The organism is Bradyrhizobium sp. 186 (assembly GCF_023101685.1).
In the GTDB taxonomy this organism is placed as follows: Bacteria; Pseudomonadota; Alphaproteobacteria; order Rhizobiales; family Xanthobacteraceae; genus Bradyrhizobium.
Map to the genome: position 1 here is coordinate 289,535 of NZ_CP082165.1, position 19,601 is coordinate 309,135.

General features: G+C 56.8%; 20 protein-coding genes. 8 read left to right on the forward strand and 12 right to left on the reverse strand.

All coding sequences use genetic code 11. The features are described from left to right. From virB10 to IVB18_RS51120, 4 genes are read left to right on the forward strand one after another with little or no spacing between them, the layout of a single operon-like run. Complete coding sequence (virB10, locus tag IVB18_RS51105) at positions 1-1,146, forward strand: type IV secretion system protein VirB10 (RefSeq protein ID WP_247992059.1); 1,146 nt, start codon at positions 1-3, stop codon at positions 1,144-1,146. Beyond that, the gene (virB11, locus tag IVB18_RS51110) at positions 1,143-2,174 is read left to right on the forward strand and encodes a P-type DNA transfer ATPase VirB11 (protein ID WP_247992060.1); all 1,032 of its coding nucleotides are present in this window, start codon (positions 1,143-1,145) and stop codon (positions 2,172-2,174) included. Before virB10 ends, virB11 begins: the two co-directional genes overlap by 4 nt. After that, positions 2,140-4,086 (forward strand): type IV secretory system conjugative DNA transfer family protein, encoded by a 1,947-nt coding sequence (locus IVB18_RS51115; RefSeq protein WP_247992061.1) that lies wholly within the window; start codon positions 2,140-2,142, stop codon positions 4,084-4,086. The genes virB11 and IVB18_RS51115 overlap by 35 nt, the downstream gene beginning before the upstream one ends. Continuing rightward, positions 4,070-5,245 (forward strand): LPD7 domain-containing protein, encoded by a 1,176-nt coding sequence (locus tag IVB18_RS51120; protein WP_247992062.1) that lies wholly within the window; start codon positions 4,070-4,072, stop codon positions 5,243-5,245. The genes IVB18_RS51115 and IVB18_RS51120 overlap by 17 nt, the downstream gene beginning before the upstream one ends. Before the next feature lie 439 nt (positions 5,246-5,684). On the opposite strand, the gene IVB18_RS51125 is transcribed toward IVB18_RS51120, so the two are convergent. The 4 genes from IVB18_RS51125 to IVB18_RS51140 all read right to left on the reverse strand — a co-directional run bounded on the left by IVB18_RS51125 (position 5,685) and on the right by IVB18_RS51140 (position 9,278). Further along, a protein-coding gene (locus tag IVB18_RS51125; RefSeq protein ID WP_247986008.1) for an IS3 family transposase occupies positions 5,685-6,817 on the reverse strand; the annotation gives its coding sequence in 2 pieces (ribosomal slippage) (positions 5,685-6,562 and positions 6,562-6,817; 1,134 coding nt in all). Between the two features lie 214 nt (positions 6,818-7,031). Next, positions 7,032-8,135: a tyrosine-type recombinase/integrase gene (locus tag IVB18_RS51130; RefSeq protein ID WP_247992063.1), complete on the reverse strand. Its 1,104-nt coding sequence runs from the start codon at positions 8,133-8,135 to the stop codon at positions 7,032-7,034. A gap of 2 nt (positions 8,136-8,137) precedes the next feature. After that, entirely contained in the window at positions 8,138-8,386 is a 249-nt protein-coding gene (locus tag IVB18_RS51135) for a hypothetical protein (protein ID WP_247992064.1), read from the reverse strand. A gap of 178 nt (positions 8,387-8,564) precedes the next feature. Beyond that, positions 8,565-9,278, reverse strand: coding sequence for a hypothetical protein (locus tag IVB18_RS51140; RefSeq protein ID WP_247992065.1), 714 nt, complete (start codon positions 9,276-9,278; stop codon positions 8,565-8,567). A gap of 159 nt (positions 9,279-9,437) precedes the next feature. Here IVB18_RS51140 and IVB18_RS51145 point away from each other — a divergent pair, with 159 nt between their 5' ends. Then, positions 9,438-9,617 carry a helix-turn-helix transcriptional regulator gene (locus tag IVB18_RS51145; RefSeq protein ID WP_346732695.1) on the forward strand — a complete coding sequence of 60 codons (180 nt, stop codon included), beginning with the start codon at positions 9,438-9,440 and terminating at the stop codon, positions 9,615-9,617. Between the two features lie 867 nt (positions 9,618-10,484). On the opposite strand, the gene IVB18_RS51150 is transcribed toward IVB18_RS51145, so the two are convergent. From IVB18_RS51150 to IVB18_RS51160, 3 genes are all read right to left on the reverse strand, one after another. Continuing rightward, a complete protein-coding gene (locus IVB18_RS51150) occupies positions 10,485-11,414 on the reverse strand; it encodes a DUF4236 domain-containing protein (RefSeq protein ID WP_247992067.1) in 930 nt (309 codons plus the stop codon). Positions 11,415-12,023: 609 nt separating this feature from the next. Then, positions 12,024-12,398, reverse strand: a complete 375-nt coding sequence (locus IVB18_RS51155) for a hypothetical protein (protein WP_247992068.1) — start codon at positions 12,396-12,398, stop codon at positions 12,024-12,026. A 20-nt stretch (positions 12,399-12,418) separates the two neighbouring features. Beyond that, positions 12,419-12,673: a recombinase-like helix-turn-helix domain-containing protein gene (locus IVB18_RS51160; RefSeq protein WP_247992069.1), complete on the reverse strand. Its 255-nt coding sequence runs from the start codon at positions 12,671-12,673 to the stop codon at positions 12,419-12,421. Between the two features lie 375 nt (positions 12,674-13,048). Between IVB18_RS51160 and IVB18_RS51165 the strand changes: the two genes are divergently transcribed. Beyond that, the gene (locus IVB18_RS51165; RefSeq protein ID WP_247992070.1) at positions 13,049-13,447 is read left to right on the forward strand and encodes a hypothetical protein; all 399 of its coding nucleotides are present in this window, start codon (positions 13,049-13,051) and stop codon (positions 13,445-13,447) included. A gap of 119 nt (positions 13,448-13,566) precedes the next feature. Here IVB18_RS51165 and IVB18_RS51170 read toward each other — a convergent pair whose 3' ends face one another. Then, the gene (locus IVB18_RS51170; RefSeq protein ID WP_247992071.1) at positions 13,567-15,189 is read right to left on the reverse strand and encodes a hypothetical protein; all 1,623 of its coding nucleotides are present in this window, start codon (positions 15,187-15,189) and stop codon (positions 13,567-13,569) included. Beyond that, positions 15,186-15,881: a recombinase family protein gene (locus tag IVB18_RS51175; RefSeq protein WP_247992072.1), complete on the reverse strand. Its 696-nt coding sequence runs from the start codon at positions 15,879-15,881 to the stop codon at positions 15,186-15,188. The genes IVB18_RS51170 and IVB18_RS51175 overlap by 4 nt, the downstream gene beginning before the upstream one ends. Before the next feature lie 173 nt (positions 15,882-16,054). On the opposite strand from IVB18_RS51175, the gene IVB18_RS51180 reads away from it, so the two are divergent. Further along, entirely contained in the window at positions 16,055-17,056 is a 1,002-nt protein-coding gene (locus tag IVB18_RS51180) for a hypothetical protein (RefSeq protein WP_247992073.1), read from the forward strand. A 611-nt stretch (positions 17,057-17,667) separates the two neighbouring features. Here the strand turns inward: IVB18_RS51180 and IVB18_RS51185 are convergent. Then, on the reverse strand, positions 17,668-18,039 hold the full coding sequence (locus IVB18_RS51185) for a hypothetical protein (protein WP_247992074.1): 372 nt from the start codon (positions 18,037-18,039) through the stop codon (positions 17,668-17,670). A 79-nt stretch (positions 18,040-18,118) separates the two neighbouring features. After that, complete coding sequence (locus tag IVB18_RS51190; protein ID WP_247992075.1) at positions 18,119-18,652, reverse strand: hypothetical protein; 534 nt, start codon at positions 18,650-18,652, stop codon at positions 18,119-18,121. Between the two features lie 255 nt (positions 18,653-18,907). Here IVB18_RS51190 and IVB18_RS51195 point away from each other — a divergent pair, with 255 nt between their 5' ends. Then, complete coding sequence (locus IVB18_RS51195; RefSeq protein WP_247992076.1) at positions 18,908-19,099, forward strand: CsbD family protein; 192 nt, start codon at positions 18,908-18,910, stop codon at positions 19,097-19,099. Between the two features lie 19 nt (positions 19,100-19,118). Here IVB18_RS51195 and IVB18_RS51200 read toward each other — a convergent pair whose 3' ends face one another. After that, entirely contained in the window at positions 19,119-19,595 is a 477-nt protein-coding gene (locus tag IVB18_RS51200; RefSeq protein WP_247992077.1) for a transposase domain-containing protein, read from the reverse strand. Positions 19,596-19,601 lie beyond the last annotated feature (6 nt).

Here is a 19,601-nt window from a genome sequence, read left to right on the forward strand (position 1 = left end):
ATGACCGAACATCACGATGAGACGATCGCCGGCGACCGTGGCATTACGCCCGTGGGAGGAGGGGACAATGGTCGAGCGGCAATGCTCAAACGCGGCTTCGGCGCGCTGGCGCTCACCGCATTTGCCGCTCTGATCATTTGGGGCACCTGGAAAAGCGATAAGCCGGTCGGCGATTCCGCCCGCAAGCTGGTGATCCGCCAGGCGGCGGCGTTCGAGCCCATCCCGGAGCTACCTCCCGCACCGATCACCACGGCCTCGATTGGAGCCGCGCCGGTTGCAGCCACGCCAGCAGCTTCCGCGCCCGCTTCCGACCAGCTTCTGGAAAGTGCCCGGCGCGCACCAGTGCTGGCCTATAACCGGCAGATCTCTGCGGGGCGCACGGCCCACGACAGCGTGACCGGAAGTGTCGTTACCGATCCCTATGGGTTCGGGCGGGGCGAGCCACGCAACGACCTCGCCGACAAGCTGAGACCAACGCCGATCGAGGGCGTGCGCGCGGCGCGACTTCCTAACCGCAATCTGCTGGTCACCCAGGGCACCTCGATCCCGTGCGTGCTGGAGACGGCGATGTCCTCGGACGTGGCGGGTTTCGTCTCCTGCGTCGTGGTGCGCGACGTGATGTCGGACTCCGGCAACGTGGTGCTGATGGAAAAGGGCACGCAGGTGGTCGGTGAATATCGCGGCAATGTGCGACGGGGTTCAAAACGGCTATTCGTGCTGTGGACGCGCGCCAAGACGCCAACCGGCGTCATTGCGGCATTGGCTTCGCCAGCCACCGACGCGCTGGGCCGCGCCGGCTTCGACGGCGACATTGACACCCATTTCTTTGAACGGTTCGGTTCGGCGCTGCTGCTGTCGATTGTCAATGACGCCTCGTCAATTGGACGTCAGCAGCTGCAGGATAGTTCCATCCAGATCAACAACACCACAGGCGCCACCAACACCGCCGCCGGTATCGCTGTTGAGCAGTCGATCAACATTCCGCCGACGCTGAACAAGAATCAGGGCGAGCTCGTCAATATCTTTGTCGCCCGCGACGTCGATTTCTCCTCGGTCTATCAACTCCGGCGGACCGAGACCCGCACGCAGATTTTGGACCGCACCATCCCCGGGGGCATCGCGGCCCCGGCCGTGGTGACAAAGTGAGCGCCACACACTCCATCGAGCGCGATGGCAGCCGGCTCGTGCTGGCGCGCTATCTGGAGCCGTTTGCTCCACTTCTGGCAGACAACTCCCTGACCGAAATCGTCGTCAACCGCCCCGGCGAGCTTTTCGTGGAAGGTCCCGGCGGCTGGACCCGACACGAAGCGCCAACTCTGACACACGCCTATCTTTCAAATCTCGCCACCGCGGCCGCCGGTCACACCCGCCAGGACATCGGTCCGGAGCATCCAGTGGTGTCGACCACCCTGATCGGCGAGGAGCGCTGCCAGATCGTCGTCCCGCCGGCTGTGCCCCCTGGCACAGTCAGCCTCACGATTCGCAAGCCGTCGGCTCTGACGATGACGCTGGATGCCTTTGAGCGGACAAAACTGTTCGATGAGGTCCGCGTCACCAATGACGATCTCACGGCCGACGAGAAGCGGCTTCTGGCTCTGAAAGAAGCCGGCGCCTGGCGTGACTTCCTCCAGCTTGCCGTCTCGAGTCGCCGCAACGTCATCATTTCCGGAGCGACCGGTTCCGGCAAGACCACCTTGTCCAAAGCGCTGATCGCGGCGATTCCAGCACAAGAGCGGCTCATCACCATTGAGGACACCGCCGAGCTTGTCATCCCTCATCAGAATTGCGTGCGGCTGCTCTATGCCAAAGACGGGCAGGGCGTCGCCAAAATTGGACCGCGCGAACTTCTCGAGTCCTGCCTGCGGATGCGGCCGGATCGTATCTTGCTGCAGGAGCTGCGCGACGGGACGGCGTTCTTCTATCTGAGAAATGTGAACTCCGGCCATCCGGGATCGATCACAACTGTTCATGCCGACAGCGCCCGGCTCGCCTTCGAGCAACTGACGCTGTTGGTCAAGGAAAGCGCGGAAGGGCGCGACCTCCATCGCGACGACATCCGCTCGCTGCTGCTGCTTCTCGTCGACGTCGTCATCCAGATGCAGAAGCGGGACGGCCGCTACCGCATTTCGGAGATATATTATGACCCCGTTCGCAAACGCGACCAAATCAGTTAGAGCGGCGCAGGGCTTCGCGGTCGCGCTCGCGGCTTCCGCGCTCTTCCTGCTGGTCGCCTCAAACGTACTGCTGCTGGGGCTCAGGCTTCACGATGGCGGCCTGCACTGGTCGGAGATCGCCACGGGCTGGCCCCGTTACGGCGCCGATCCACGTTTCGACCGCTGGCTGACCCTGTCGACGCTCGCCGGCCTGGTTGTGGTCTTTGGCTTGGTCGGTGCTATCTTCCGACACCGTCCTCTCCCGCTTCACGGCAGCGCTCGTTTCGCGTCCGAGCGCGAAATCAAGGCCGCTGGCCTGCGATCCAAGGAAGGCGTGCTACTCGGCCGCAAGGACGGCGCACTGCTCTGCTTCGGCGGGTCGGAACACGTCCTGGTCTACGCTCCGACCAGAGCCGGGAAGGGCGTCGGCTATGTCATTCCAAACCTATTGAATTGGCCAGATTCGGTGGTCGTTCTCGATGTAAAGAAGGAAAACTGGGATCGGTCTGCAGGATTTCGGGCAGCCCACGGGCAGGAGGTCTATTTGTTCGATCCGCTCGAGGAGAACGGTCGCACCGCGCGCTATAATCCGCTTGGTTATGTTCGAAGCGATCCTGCGGATCTCTATGACGATCTGCAGCGCATCGCGGTGATGCTGTTTCCGGCCGAAAGCCGCGGCGATCCGTTCTGGTTCGAGGCTGCCCGCTCGGCCTTTGTGGCGATCGGCGGCTATGTCGCGGAAACACCTGGATTGCCGTTGACGATCGGGGAGATTCTGCACCAGCTGTCCGAGGCCCCCGACCTCAAGGCGCATTTTGAGAAGATCATCGCCGTTCGCAAGTCCGGCCCTTCGCCACTGTCACGACATTGCATCACGGCATTGAACGACTTCCTCGCGGCTTCCGAAAACACCATGAACTCGGTGCGAAAGACCGTCACGGCAAGGCTCGGCCTCTGGCTCAACCCTCGCATCGATGCCGCCACGTCTGCCAACGATTTCGATTTGCGGCAGTTGCGGCAACGGTCGATGTCGATCTATCTCGGCGTCACGCCTGACAATCTCGACCGCATGGCGCCGCTTCTCAATCTGTTCTTTCAGCAGGTGGTCGATCTCAATACCCGCGAATTGCCGGAGCAGAGCCCCAAACTCAATCGCAAGGTGCTGCTATTGCTCGATGAATTTCCGGCGCTAGGCAATGTCAATGTGCTGGCAAAATCGGTCGCCTTCATCGCCGGATACGGTATCCGTCTGCTCACCGTGGTGCAGAGCCCGGCGCAGCTGCGCGCCATCTACGGGATCGACGCGGCCCGCAACTTCATGACCAACCACGCCGTCGAGGTCGTGTTTGCCCCGAAGGAGCAGGACGTGGCCAATGAGCTCTCGGAGCGTATCGGCTACGATACAGTGAAAGCGCGCAGCCGCAGCGGACCGAAAGGGATGGCGATGCGCGCGACCAGCGAGACGATCTCCGAACATCGTCGCGCCCTGATGCTACCTCAAGAGCTGAAGCTTCTTCCAAAGTCAAAGGCATTTATCCTGGGTACCGGAATTCCGCCTATTATCGCTGATAAGATCGTATACTACGAAGACAAGGCTTTCCTGCAGCGCCTGCTGCCGGCGCCGGCCCCGGAGATGCCTAGGGGCCGCTCGACCGCGCTGCTTGACGCCGAAATCAAGGAGCTTCGTTCCGAGGTCGCTGAACTCCGCGCGGTATTTTGCACGCGGCCGATGACCGACGAGGAGGTGGCCGACCCCTCCACAATTCCTGCAAACGCCAGTTTTGATTTCGGGGATGTGGACATCGACCTTGAAGGGCTGTCCGAGGATGAGATGAAAGCCTGGACCCTGGATTACATCGACGCCCAGGCCATCTTGCCGGCGCGACGGCCAAGGCGGAAGCAGAACGGACAACAGCATGAACGACACGCGTGACGGCAGCGAGGACTTCAGCCTCAAACGCGGGGAACGCCGAGCACGCGATCCCAGCACGGACAAACCGGGACAAGATTCTGCAGCGAGGTCAGCTCCGATTGACAATTTGCTGTCCGCTACGGTCGATGACAAGGCGCTGCCCGATCGCATCCGCCGCAAATATTACGTGGTGGCCAACGAGACCGGAAAACACGGACCCGACGGAGAGGCCCACCTCTACGCCGATGAGCGCGGCGAATACCTCGCCTTCAAGATGACCGGAGATCGTCTGATCACGCGCTTGGCCGCCGCCGAGGTGATCCGCGACATGGTGAGCGTTGCGCAACATCGGCAATGGGAATCGATCCAGGTCCGCGGCTCGGTGGAATTTCGGCGCGAGGCTTGGCGAGAGGCCGGTGCCCGCGGTATCGAAGTTCAGGGCTATCAGCCGACTGAACTCGATCGGCAGGCACTCTCCGATCGGCAGGACGTCTGGAACCGAGCACAGACTCGCACACACGAGGTGAAGGTTCGTCCGGCTTCCGATAGGGACGTGCTGGCGGAACGACCTGACTACGACAAAGGCGTCGCAGGCCACTTGGTTGACGTCGGCAGGGCACCCTATCGCAATCAAAAAGGTGCCGAGCCGTCCACCTATGTGGCAATCGAACTTGATAACGGCCGCCGGCATCAAGTGTGGGGCGTCGGTCTCGAAAAGGCGACTGCCAACAGCAACGCGAAGCCGGGTGATCGCATTCTCGTGCGCAGAGATGGCGTCGAACAGGTCACAAAAGAAATAAAGGTGATTGATGCCGTGAACGGCCAAACCCGCACCGAACGCCGACAGGTGCCGCGTAATCGTTGGCGAGTGACGGCCGAGAAGTTTCGCACGGCCGATCGTCAGACCGCGGCGCGTGATGTCGATCTGGTCGCAGCGCAGTCGCAGATGGTGAACATCGAGAGGGTGCTAGAACGAGCGTTTCCGAACGACGAGCGCGCACGCCATAGTATCACCGAAGCGGCGAGGGAGCACATTGCCCGACACCTTGAAAAAGGGCGTTCGTTTGCGCGGGCCACAGTCGTAGAGCCCGTTCGAGATCGTCAACAATCAGAAGGAGATAAGGAGCTCCGTCTAGCCCAAAGCGGCGAACGTGTGAGAATGCAAGAGCGTGAGCGCTGAACGCGCGGGGTCACACAATCAACCCGTCGGCGCCGTCAGACTTGAGCTTTGTTGGCAACTCCGCCGTGGGGCGACGGCCCTCTCGGCGGATCGCCCAGAGCACGGGAATCATAATCCTGGGGTCGGGGGTTCGAGTCCCTCCCCCGCTACCAGAAAGTGCTTCCGGATCAATCAGATAATGATATCGGTAGGCGAGGGTGGCAGCGGGCGGGCGATGCCGTAGCAAATCGGTAGCGATCCCTGGTCCTCACGTCTGGTAATCTAATCCTTGAGGCGCCTCGTGGCCTGAATCCTTCGATAAGCAATTTGGTCAGCCGAGGCACGGCCACGCTTTCTGGCAAAAGCTTGGAGCCACAACTAATCCTTGATTGGAAAGATAGAGCTGGCCCCGGTTGTCTGAACAGAATCTCCGCGTCGATAGGTGGAGCTTCTGCCGGGGTTAGGCCGCCGCGCGGAGCGGAGGAAGATCGAAGTAGGCTTGATCCGGGGTGCGGTCGTCAAGGCTCGAATGTGGTCGTTGTCCGTTGTAAAAGTCGAGATACCGGCCAATCGAATGTCGCGCCTCACTGACGGTTTCGTAGGCTCGCAGATAGACCTCCTCGTATTTGACGCTTTTCCACAGTCTCTCAACGAACACGTTGTCGCGCCAGGCTCCTTTGCCATCCATGCTGATGGCGATGCCGTTGTCGGCGAGAACGCCGGTGAAGGCCGCACCAGTGAACTGCGAGCCTTGGTCGGTGTTGAAGATGTCCGGCCTGCCGTGACGCGCGAGAGCATCCTCCAGCGTCTCGACGCAGAAGGCCGCCTCCATCGTGATCGACAGCCGCCACGACAGGACACGACGTGTCGCCCAGTCCAGCACCACGGTGAGATAGACGAAGCCCTGCGCCATTGGAATGTAGGTGATGTCCATCGCCCAGACCTGGTTCGGCCGCGTGATCTCGATGCCGCGCAGCAGATACGGATAGATCTTGTGGCCGGGTTCGGGCTTCGTGGTGCGCGGACGGCGATAGAGCGCTTCTATCCCCATCCGCCGCATGAGCGTCTTCACATGCCGGCGGCCGATCTTGCACCCTTGCAAAGCCAACAGGCCTCGCAACATACGCGAACCGGCGAAGGGATACTCCAGGTGCAGCCGATCGAGCTGCCGCATGATCTCGAGGTCGGCAGAAGAAACCGGCCGCGGCAGATAGTAGACGCTGCCGCGGCTGACCTTCAAAATCTCTGCTTGCTTGGTGATCGACAGATCGTGCTTACGGTCGATCATCGCTTTGCGCTCAGCAATCCCGCCTTGGTGAGCGCGCCTTCTAAAAAATCGTTCTCCAGCGTCAGCTCCCCGATCTTGGCGTGCAGCGACTTCACGTCGATCGCAGGCGCGGACGGCGCCGTGTTCCCCGATCCGAAAACTCCGGAAGCACCGCCCTCCAACTGGGCCTTCCAGGCCGTAATCTGATTGGGGTGGACATCAAAGTGTTCGGCCAGTTGGGCTATCGTCCGGTCGCCCTTGACGGCGGCAAGCGCCACCTTCGCCTTGAAAGCCGGTGTGTGGTTCCGGCGCGGTCGTTTGCTCATGGTCTCTCCTGCTCGCGGCGATTATCGCCGTTGTCAGGCAGAAATTCCACTTATCGACCTGTTCAAATTTGCGGAGCCGGCTCTGATTGGCTCTCGGAGCTCGCGGCAACGCCAATATCGAAACTCACGGTTCCCACTTAGCCCTCTCAAGGCTGAAACAGGGGTTCGATTCCCCTAGGGAGCGCCAGCTTGCCTTTCATTGCTTTGTTTTCCTTTAAGTTTTAGTGATTTTCCCCAAACCCTCAGATGCGGTTTGGGGAGTTTTGTTCGCTTTGTGATCTCGCTCCGCCTTATGCTTGTCCAGCTTAACAATTGCGCGTCGGCCACCTCGACGGCGATCGGCCTCGCGGGTGTAGCGTTCAGCTTCGGCAAGTGTGGTGTGGCCGAGCGCGGCCATGATCTCGTGCGCCGTGCATTCTGCGTCAGCCATCAGGCGCCCCAGAGTCTTGCGCAATCCATGCGGCCGGCAGGTTAGGTCGGTAATTTCGGCGGCTGTGATTGAGTCGCGCATCCAGCCGCTGAAGCCATCCACGGTGAATGGCTTCCCGTAGGCCGTGGTTAGGATGCAGACATGACAGCGGGGAAGGGCGGCCAATGCCCTGCGGAGCGAGTCCGCCAAAGTGACGACAACGGGCACGCCGGTCTTCTTGCGCGTATATTCGAAAGCCTCATCATCAGTTTGCGTCCAAGTGGTGAGATGCACATCAACACGCGCGGTGCCGACATTCAGCATCAACTCGTAGGCAGCGCGCTGCTTGGTGCCAATCGGCCAGCGCTTCTCGAAGGCGGCCATCTCCGAGTCCTTCCACGCACGGATTTCCTTGGTCTTGCCGCGCTTGATGTCGTCCGAGGGGTCGCTCGTTAGCCACGGTGGCTTAAGCCCCATGGCGTGCCTGATCAGGATGCGGAGTTTCTTAAGCGTGTCGATGCGTGCACCAGGCTTGCCGGCGAGGGGACCGAGGATTTTCTCCTCAACGCGCTCCTTTGTCAGACCAGCGACAGCGCGGTGGCCGTGGTCGCGGCGAACCTGCTCGAGCCGGCTCCGGTAGCCCACCTTGCTGCCTTGGCTGAGCATCCGAAAATTATCGCTCTGGTAATAAGACGCGATCAATGCACCGATGGAGCGCGGCGTGTCCTTTGTCGGCCCCGGCTTTGCGTCTGCACCGCCGACCATCGCAAGAGCATAAGCCTTTTTAAATTCTGCGGATGTCGGGTCGCTGGGCAGTTTGATACGCGGGCCTTTGCCGATGCGATAGTAGAAATAGACGTGCCCCTTTACGACGTTGCATTCTACATTCGGTGGCAGCTTGCGACGCATAGCTATTCATTCCACCCAAAGTCGGAGTTGTCGGCGCTCTCTCCTTCTTTCGGGAGGTTGTCGATAGCGAGGTCCAACTCCCGAACATCCCAAGCCTTGCGGTGGGCCGTCAACAGACGCGGCATCGGCATTCGGCCCTCGCTGATGAGCTTGTCGAAAATGGTGGGAGAAAGACTGACGTAAGCGGCGGCGGCTTCGCGGCCGATAAGTCTCGGCGGTAGCTGAGAAGGTAGGGCCGTCTGTCTGGCCATAGACGAATTCTCTCGAATAGCCGCGTTTGCGACACCGAAGCTTTACGATTGCTTTCGAGAGAACTTGCCGCCGCGTTTGTCCGGCAATTTGGCAATAAACAAGAATACCGAAATCTGCGAATGCTTGCAAGATGGACTCCGCGTGGGCTCGCACCAACATCGCTGCAACCAACTCCCTTTACCGTGGATGACAAGACTCAGCTGATTGCAACCAATGCCGTGGTTTTCCGTCGCTACAGATCTCCACATTGGACGCTGCCGTGCCGGAGCTAGCCAAACGGGCTCTGGCTTCTCTGACATCTTGTATCCCGACCATTGCTCGGCTTGCGAACTTGGCTCCGCCGTGCTCCAGCACCTTTCGATACTCCGCATCTGCCAAAACGATGCAGCCCGCACGAAGCGCACCATCAGCGAATGTCAACCGAGCCGCGACTTGGCCTTCCATAAATTGCGCAAAGAAGCGGTTATAATCATTTGCGTAACGAACATCGTCATTCAATGAAGAGATGATTACCTCATTGTAAGGGAAGTTGTCGGCCAATCGCCGAGTACTGTCGGCGGCTTCAATATTCGCCGAAGCCAGCTTGGTCATTAGTCCATTTAACTGAACCAGTTGAGCCGACCATTGGTTGATGTCTTTGGTGGAGCAGCCGGTCGCGGATAGGTGACCAGCAAACAAGCTCGCATCGGACGTGAGTTTTCGGAGCGCTTCTGTTCGACTATTTATCTCTTTCTCACGGCTAATCTGAGCGGGGCCGCGCAACTTGATCCAGTTCTGTTTTTCCTGCGGTGTAAAATAGTTCTGTGCTTGCAAGTTGCGTGTGTCTGCGAAAGCCGAACCAATCGCAAGTAGGACCAATATCGACGAGTGATGGAAAAATCTGGCGCTCAAACAAGCCTCCAAAAGGCACCTTGCTGCGGATTGAAAATTAGTCCGCAGTAGTTATCGATTGTATCTTAAAAGCGGTGGCCTTAAAAGCGGTTACCCGCAGGTTGTGTCCTTGTGAAAAGGACGCACAAAGGGCCGCTGAGGGACGTTCTGGCGAAGAATATGCGCCGGCTGCGGGCTGCGCGTGGGCTAAGCCAAGACGAACTAGCTTACGAAAGCGGGGTCAATCGAACCTACCTCAGTTCGGTCGAGCGATCCGAGAGAAACGTGTCGATCGATAATATTGGCCGCATCGCAAAGGGGCTTGGCGTGGAGCCATGGAAGCTTCTGAAGGACAGTTAGCCGCTGTGCACGTGCCTGCACGCAGATATGGGTTTCCGACCCTCCAAAACGGTGCGCTTAGTGCATCTCTAAATGGTCGTGCAATTTACCATTTGAAATTGGACTTAAGCCTATGGTGCGCAAGACATATCGGGTTGGTCTTACATGCGCTTAAGTAGGGAGTAATTGGAGTGAGGCATCTCATACCGAGTTGGAGAGTTATGGGACCGCCCTGTAGGCCGATGTAATACACGGCTGAACTGCGGCCCTGTGTTATGGAGTCTTACAGGGACATTCGAAAAATTTTTCCCGGAGATTTTTGGATCATTACAGATACTAGACACCTAGCCGCGGTTATCGGTTTTCGACAAAGGGTGGGGGATCGGGGGATCTGACTAGCAGGAGGGTGCTGATGGTCGATTTATTTCATCTATGAAAATTGGACGCATGATCGGGCTCGCATTCACAAGGGCCAATGCGGATACTGCAATGATGGTGGTGGGACGCAGGCCGGATCGTCGCCCCGCAACGGCAAATGGCATGGTCCAAGCTAAGGCGCGCGGACACAAAGGCGTATCCGAGCTGCGGCCCTGCGATGAGGAGAGGCAGCTAGCCAATCGAGCCTCGCAGCGTTTGCGCCAGTTACTTGAAGGCGTTCAACCGAACTGGAGCCTGTGCGTTGCGCCTGTCAGCCGGGCACGGAAGGTACAGACCGTTGCAACTACGGACGGTCGTGCGCGGTGTTGAGGGTACAAGGGCGGGAGCGTCGATAATGATCAGTGAAGCACTGGCTGAACGGTACGTATGTGGTTCGACCACGTGCCCGCCGCGACGGAACTGGTGCTTAAAGCCGCAATAGGCCGCTTTGGTTTTGGTCGATCTTTAGAACTAGCTCTGATCGGTTGGGAAATAGTCCTCAGGACGATCCTGGATTTTGTTAAACTCTTCTTCCAATGCGTCCAGTTGCGCTGGAGTGTGGAAGCGAACCTTCAGATCAAATTCGTGTGAGCCTCGTCTGAGGGCGTTGGTATTTGTGGTCCACTGAAAACTCAGATCGTCTAAAAGACGGATGACACTGGTTACCATGCCCACGGGGGCCGCTTTTAACTTCTCGAACCTAGCGGGCACCTCGGTCGCGCTGAGCTCGATCTCGAACTGCAAAAAGGCCCAACTGTGTGCAAATAGAGAATTGACCGCGTCTAATAAGGCTACAGCGTCGCCCGGAACGCCAGGCTCTCCAAGAGCCTCGCCGAGCTTCTTGTTTACAATCAGACTAATCCCCGTGACTGCGTCGACCAGTTCGTTACCCCTATCTGAAATCAACTTCATCAGTTGAATACCGTCAATTTCTCGCTTCGGCGCAGCTCGAACCAAATCGTCGAAATGTTCATACCGATCTCTAAACAAAGAGAGCTTTGACCTCAGTAGTTCGTCGCCGAGTGCGTATTCCCAGATTTCGTCGTCATGCTTGAGTGCAAGCGACCGAGCCAGCACGGTTTCTCCCGCGTACACCTCGGCGACATCCACCGTCGGCTCGTTGCGTCCCTTGGAGATCGTTTGAGGGAAAGGTGACGAGTTTGAGAGTGGCGGCGTAGGCTCATCGAGAGTGTGTTTCACTGTCGAAAGCGGCGAACGAGATTTTCGCGACGAAGTCCACGAAAGCCCCGTCCCAGGAATTCCGACAGTCGCTTTTGCCCCTGTTCTTCCAAGATTGACGGTGGCACCGTTTCCACCAAGCGAGACGCTGACGCCGCTTTTAGACAAGTTCAAACGAACGCCTGCGAAAAGCTTAAAGCTGCGACGAAATCGAAAACCCATGCTTGGCCACCATAGTCAAAAGATAACCGCACCAAACGCGCTATCAGCTCTCAGTTTCACATGGCGGTTGGTCTTCTAGTCTACCAAGCACCCTCCGAACCTGCGCTGCCGACCAAAGGCCGCCGCGAGCGGTGGCAGTCTGCCGGGTATTTTGACCCGTGGCAATTGAGCCGAACGATGTGCTTCCTTCGTCCTGCAAGCTTCGGATGGTTGGCACGAGATCGAGTGCCCGCTGGTTAGCCTTGGCCGTCCTAGCGGCGCGCGCTTTTCCTAGGTCGGTGCAGGTGCCTGCACGCCAGCAGAGGGTTTTCTGAGGATACGACACGGGCAAATACGCCTGACTAGTTCCACACCCGCAACCGTTTGATGATCGGCCTGCGTGGTCTCTCAGAAGCATCCATCATGTCGCCATGGTCTTCAAAGCGTCGGATGATGAAATTGTGGAATGCTCCGGCTATCTTCGGGACGCCCGTAATCGATCCAGAGGTGCGGAAGGCAGGAAACTGATCGCCGGGCGTTTAAGTATGGGGGCTGTTCGAGGGATATCCCTCACCTTGAACGCGGCCACAGGTCCTTCTCATTTCTGATGCGAAGCTTGTTGTTTTTATCCTATGTCCCGTACAGTCTACGGCCATCCGGTTTGGTGATCGCAACTATACGATGTCCATCCTTGTCGCGAGCGCTCGTCAGTGTTTCCAGATCGCCGTTCGGCAGATCACTGCATTGATTGGGGAAGCCGCGCTCAATGCAATTAACCCGGAGGTGTTCGCGTGTCTTCGCATCGAGCTTGACCGTCACTTTCGGCGGTGTCTTGTGCTGTTCGCACTCCGCGACGTAGATATCGGCGTCGGACTTGGCGTCCTCTAAATTCTGTTCGTTTCGCCGTTGCGCGATACTTTCGCAGAATTCCATGTCACCTATGGGCTTGCTGACTGAGGCAACGCCGCCGCTTGCGGTGTAGAAGACCAGAAATATTTTCAACATGGTCGGCACTCCATATCGGGTTATCGATCCTGCAAACTATTGCGCGTATTCGTACCCGTGATCCGGTTAAGGACGGACCTGACTTGTGCGGCCGACCACTCGCCACCCCGAGCGGCTGTGATGCCTTTGGTATTGAGGCCAGCAGCTAGGCTCCGCAATGAATGTACCCCTTCTTGCCGAAGCTGAGTGATGATTGGTGCAAGGTCGGTTGCTCTGCTGCGAGCTTTGGCGGTGCGTACGGCTCGCTTTGGCCAGATCGGTGCAGGTACCTGCACGGCAGATATCGGTTTGTCTGCTCTCCAAACTGTAAGGTGTTACATAGTTTCAAGAGTGCCGCGATTTGGGCTTTTGAAATGTAGTCAAGCCTCTGAGCGTATTATCTTATCGGGCTCGTCTTACATGAGATGTTGGGCCGCGATTGTTACTTTTGGGTCTTATACGCGCGGAGGTGACTGTAGGACGGTGTCATACACGGCTGAACTGCTGAACTGCTGAACTGCTGAAATGCTCAACTGCTGAACTGCGGTTTGTGTTACGTTGTCTTACAGGGTCATTCGAAAATTTTTTCGGGAAGTTTTTATACAGCTACAAACACGCTTCAATCTGTTGGGGGCTATCGGTTTCGGACTAAGGGTGGGGGAGGTGCGCTCGTGCAAGATCGCGATTACTATCTTTCTTTGCGACGGAAGTACGAGCCTGCGAAACCCAAGCTGGTGACAGTGGCGGAGGCACCGCCGGCGTCAGGAGGTGCAAAATCACTGTTCAAGGGTGATACGCATCCTGATTTTGTGATTTTCGTTTGGTTCATCGATGCGACGGCCCCGGACCTATGTCGAATATTCGTGGTGCCGGCTCAGACGGTTTCAAACGATGTCTTGAAGGCACATCGTCATTGGCACAGCCGACCCACTCGCGAAGGTCAACAACCAAAGGGAGCCGATCGACCAGTCATAAGCTGGAAGGGCCGCGATATGGAAAGAAGCATATCGAATAACTTTTCTGAGAAATGGAAGAAATACGAGGATGCTTGGAAGCTGCTGGACGGCTAGCCTAAAGGTACCGCTCTAAACCTGCGGATGCGCAGGTCTGCGTGATGATAATGCGGGTACTGCAACGATGGTCGCGGGACCACAAGCCGGATCGTCGCCGCGCGCGGCGTCGATAAAAGTCACTTCTGTCTGCAGAAATTCTTGACGATATAGTCTTCTGAAATAGGTTCATCCCACCCGCAGACTTTTTCGCAGTAGGCATCAAGCTTCCCAATTGGGAAGTTTGGATTGCGAACGGCTAGTGCGTCTAAGAACTGCTTATCACCACTAGTTCTCGGGCCGGGACATTTGGACCTCTCTAACTTACCTTCACTGCATGAGTTTATATAGCTCTTAGCAAAACGGCATTCAGAGATCTCCAGCCGGCAAACGCGTTTGTAAAAGGTGACGCGATCTACTGGTGTTCCGGTCGAACAGGCTTCCGAACATTGTTGATTGAGACGGCTGTACGAGATCCCAGCGTACTTGTCCTCCATCTCCGTGACAAAAAAGTGTTGCGAATTGCTGCTTGCAACGGCGCAGCTATGTCTGCGAGAGCAGCTGTCCAATGCAGAATAGAGACGATCACAGTCTTCGCCCGGGAGCGCTTCGAGTGGATCGAGCTTGCTTTTTCGGATCGAAAACGCGCCATTTCTGAACCGTGCCGAAACGCGCTGCTGCTTCTGACGATAAACAAAGTCTGCTTGATTTGAGTGTGGGTCGAGCTTCTCGACGCGGATATTGCAGTCAATGCACTGGTCAGCAAGTGACTTGATCGTGCCCCGCCTCCCATCTTCTACAATGAGCTTCCAGTCCCAAAACCGTATCCCGTTTCCGTCCGCCGGCAATGAAACCACGACAAGATCGTAATCGCTGGTTTTAACGTGATGTTCAAAAGCGAGGTACCCGTTCTCGTTACAGAATAGCTCAGCGTTGTTTCTATACAGGCAGGTTGAAAAATGGCCCGCTGGGTTTCTCAAGATCGAATAGACCTCCTTTCTGAATGTAAAAGTATCGGGTTTGGAAGGTAGATACTCTTCCACGGCATGATCGGAGCAATTCCTCATCAGGGCGGCATCCCAGACGGCTTGCTGCGTCCGGTGAACGACATCCGAAAGTTGTTTGGAATGTCGTTCAAGCTCCTCGATGTTGAGGGCCCACGTAACCAGATCGTCATCCGCTATGGGATCGCTAGGCTGGATTTGATCGCCGCGCGAAACGATTTCTAATCTCGCTAGCTCAAGCTCATCGGCCAGCGCGTCTGCCCTGACGAAATTTCGTTGGAACTGCTTGAAAGTTTCGGAGTGGCATCCGGGCTTCTCAATTTCGCTAACAACGGCCGAACCACTGTCGGTCAATCGTTCGAGCAGCGAAGGAATGCGGTTTGCTAAATCGTTCAAAGCCTCCGTGGATTTTAAAGCGAAATCGTGTGCCTCACTTGATAGTATTCTGGCAGGCACAGCGCAGCAGTTTTGAAGTGCCCTCCGACGCCTCTCACCGTTAATTTCCTCGACCGCCGCGTCGTATTGTTCTTTGGTGATTGTTCCCGCCCCTAAGGCTTTGGAGAGCACCTCGAACCTGCCCTGTTCTAGCTTTGCCCATCGTTTGGCAGATTCTTCGCGTTGTGCAGGAGTAGCCATTTGTGCCGTTACGATGGGGAATTCGTAATGATCCCTGTTCGGCGGTTCTTCCGCAGATTTCGCATACTGCGGGTTTGAAAACACCAGCAATATAGTCGCTATTGAAAGCAGACGGAACGTCAAGCTGAGGCTTCGCATGTTGTTTGGTCCTGTAATCTATTAAGTATCCTTCGAACCTGTGCTGCCGTCCAAAAGCCCCCGCGAGCCGCAGCAATCTGGCGCGCATTTAGACCGGTCGCAATCGAGCAAAGCGACGTGCTTCCCGCCGCCTGCAAGCTCCGGATCGTTGTTGCAAGATCGAGTGCCCGCTGGTTGGCCTTGGCCGTTCTCGCAGCGCGGGCTTTCTCAAGATCGGTGCAGGTGCCTGCACGGCCCCGAGCACCGCCGAGGATAGTCCCGCGAGCCTTGGCGGCGGCCAGCGCGACCCTTGTCCGCTCGGAAATCATATGGGCCTCATGCTCCGCGACTGCCGCGAGTATATGAATTGTGAGCCTATTCGCCGACGGGAAATCGCAGGCTTGGAATTCCACTCCGGCGTCCATGAGGGCCGATACGAAGGCTACGTTCCGGGCGAGCCGGTCAAGCTTGGCAATAAGGAGTACGGCCCTATGCAGGCGGCAGGCTGAAAGGGCTTCCGCAAGCATTGGCCGGTCTGTACGTCTTCCCGTTTCTATCTCGGTATATTCGGTGATCAATTGTCCGGCGCCGCGTAGACGATCATTTATGGTCTTTCGCTGGGCCTCTAGGCCCAAGCCCGACCGGCCCTGACGTTGGGTGCTAACTCGATAATACGCGATGTACCGGCCCTGCTGCATTGCGGTTGCCCCGTAACATTGTATGCGAGGTTGGTTCGATAGAATGTAACAGGCCACCAATGAGGTTCGCCTGCAAATCTATTTTTACAAGGTTGGTGGACTGGTCGGACCGGTCGGGCCTATCGGGCGGAGATCGTTCACCTACAATGAACCGGAGAATGGGAGAGCTTCAGATGGGCAACGTGAACGTGGCGGTAAACGTCACATCGCAATTTTCTTTGGACCGTTTCCAAATCACGTCCGGCCTTGCGGGTGCAAAGCACGAGTTCATTTTCGATGAACGTCCAATAACACTATCGCTACCACCTGCTGAATTGGAGGGACGAGGCATTGACGTTCCAATAATGTGCGTCAAGTGGCAGTCGGAGGGAATGGTTCCTCTGGAGTATAGGGTGAGCGTCGTCGATCTCGCTATAGAGCTTGCAGAGCCGGTCGACATCCCTGAAGAGTTGCTCGGTTTGCCCCCCAGTCAACGCAATTTGCTGGACAAAGATAAGATCGGGAAACTCGACACCCTAACACAAGAGGCCGGCGATACCCTCAAGCGCGCCTTTGAACACTGGTTACGGGTACTTCGGTGGAAATCGCGGACCGGAAGCATCGGAGAACCGCAGATAAAATACGCCGGGCCTGATGGAGGAGGATCATTTCTCACAGAGAGGGCAACCCAGAAACGGTTGTGGCGTCCACCGCACCGGATTAGGGCGACGTTGGAGAAGGCAGTGACTTCAATGGAGTGGGATGCTGTCCAGGTCGCACTGAGCAGTAACAAGCAGCCTCCAGTTTGGATTGATTTCCTTTTTGAAGCGAGAATGCGAATGAATAATGAAGATCGCGTGGGAGGAGTACTTACCCTGGCGATTGCATTCGAGGTCAGTTTGCGGAAAATATTTTCGGCGGAATTGGAAAAACTCAACGCCGACCCCGCTGTGTTGGCAGTCCTCGACGTCGCAAACTTGCGTGCTTTGCTAACTTGGCTGAAGAAAACAAGAGCTTGGAACGGAGATTGGGAGGATGCGACCGAATTCAGCACGTTACATAAGCTCATGGACTACCGAGATGGAGTGATGCATATGGCCAAAGTTGAGAGGCTCAACGATGCTGAGTTGCGTTCAATGTACGCGGCAGTTGAGAAGTTCGCCTATTTTACGTCGCGCGTTTTGGGGTTGGATTGAGCCCGACGCGCGCGCGGAATTCCGCGTCCGGGCGCATGTTCCTATAGATGCCGGCAGGCGGCTACATATGATATATAGCTGATAATTATCGTCGTGATTGGACTGTTGTCCCCCGAAGGGGGACGATAGTCGAGGCGCGACGATAATTCTTGCGCATCGAGCGCGGAAGCGAAAATAGAAAAGCAAATCGCTATGCCTGCGGTGTTGCCATTGCGGCTATGGCGGTCGGCTCGCGACGCGAGGATAGTAGCCCCAGCCCCGGTAGCTGGTTCGATGTTTCGGGCAAGACGTGAATTGAAGTTCGGCATGATATTTGAGCTTTGAAGTTTTGGTCCGCGATTTCGTTATTTCGGCCGCGACCGCCGAAATTTTGGATAACATTCCGCGCAGACGCCAGCACGATCCGGCAAATACGGACGGTAAAAAAATGCCAAATCGGGGCGTTCACCTCATTGGGCACGATTTTGACTTAGCGGATTGGGCCGAAGTCTTGAAGCCGTCATTCGACCCACGGGTGATGCGGAGCGACGATGCGTTTGTGCTCCGATGGACCGGCTTTGAACGGACATGCCGTCAACTTCCGTAAAGACCGCGGACTCCCCTCTTCGTGCTTATTCGCTTGCTCCTTTTTTGAAGTAATAACGGTTCGGATGCTCATGGCCTGCATACTGCGTCCTATCTGTGTACCAGTTGTCGGAGTGAACCTTGAAGGCGTGCATCGCCATCAGTCCCATCGCTTTTGCAGCAAGTGCTTCATCGAGTGCCTTCTTCCACAGTATTTCCCACGGCAGGTCTTCCCAGTCAGCCTTCGCCTCGAAGCCGGGGACCGTCACCTTGCTATGGGTGCTGATCATCCGTTGGGTGATGCCGTCGATCACGTCGTTGAACTGAACAGGGGTGAGCCACTTCTTGGTGATCAAATCCCACATGTCTGGAAACGATTGCTTGGTAATTGGTCGGCTGGTCATCGCGTCGAATAACATGTTGGTGCTCCTTTCTGGGCAATCTTTTCGGTCGCGTGAAGCGAAGGCCGGTTGAACCGTCGGCTCGAGGGTTAGTTTTTCAACGCGGCCAGACTGCCAAATGTGGGAATTGTTGCTCTATCTCTTCGAATGTAATTTGAGCTTTGAAGTGCGCCAGATGAGGCTCGTATTCCTTTCGCTTTTGTGCACTGAAGAAAATGCCGGTGGAAGCCATATGATGAGGTAGAACTTTCGCGGGCGGCTTTCTGGCCCAGCATTGTGCGCGAAGCGGATAACCTCGCGACTGAATGCCGTCGGACTTAAATTTATCTTGCGGCTGTTTGACCTCGAAATGCAAAGCGAAGCGGAGGCTCGATTTGTTTTCAAAGATTGTGAATAGGTCGGTTTCTTTTCCGCTGCAGCCGTCGCATCTGCATTTCTCGGTGAAGTGAAACCTCCACCATTCGGCGGTCAAGTTAGCCCTATGTGCGCTGATTTCCCGATTGAGAATGCGAGCCTCCGCGAATTCTGCGAATTCGGACTTTGATAATACCCAGCGCCGGAAGCTTGGGTCGTCGATCATCGCGCGCGCGATGGGTGAGGCGTAGAGATATTCGATGGACCCATACTTCATATGTACCCTCCTATCGTGCACCCCTACGATCCGGATGATCATGGGATAGGGAAGTTTCCTAATCCTAGCGGCGCACTTTAATCTTTGACAGGCAAATCGGTGCAGGTGCCTGCACGGAGAACGCTTGCTGGAGTTGGAGTATTACCGTGTAGTGCGGCAGGGTCTTAGTGCGCGCGCGCGGAATTCCGCGCGCGCATAGCTACGCGCGCACGTGCGTGCTTATAGATGCCCGTAGCTACATCTAAGGAGTGAGTTATGGATCGCGAGCATGTCAAGGGAGTCGCCGAAAAGACGAAGGGCTCCATCAAGGAAGGCGCCGGGAAGGTGACCGATGACAAGAAGATGCAGGCCGAAGGCAAGGCCGATAAGGCCAAAGGTGCTGCCCATAGCGCAGTAGGCGATGTGAAAGACGCTGCACGTGATGCGGCTGACGCGCTGAAAAAATAAATACTCAACGATCGCACTTCTACGCCGCCGCTTTCAGGCGGCTTTTCTTTGGCCATATGCAACGGCGCAGCGGCGCCTTCACTGTAAGCGTCGTTCTGGCTTTGAGGGATTGCTCGCGATAGGCCCAGGAAAGAAGTTGGTCGAAGTTGCGGCTCGGATGACCGTTGACAATCCAGCTCAGGAGGTTGGTAAGGCAGGCGAGCGGGTCGAGATCAGTAAGCTTGGTGTCCGTGGAGGCGACCGCGCAGTGTTCGGCACTACGGTCGGGCCCAGCGGCTTGGCTCAACTCGGTCCACTGACGGAGCTGTGCGACGGCCGCCAAATCAGCCTGGAAATCCTGGCTCAATTCTCGCTGAGCAGGCCGCGCCGCGAGCCGCTCGTATTCGCTCGCCAGTTTCAGCGTCGCGTCCTTTGCTTTGGGATCATCCAGCTTCGACGCCAATAAAGACAGAGGTCGAGAAGTTCCTAACCACTGTACGCGCAGCTTGAGGTGCATCCATGA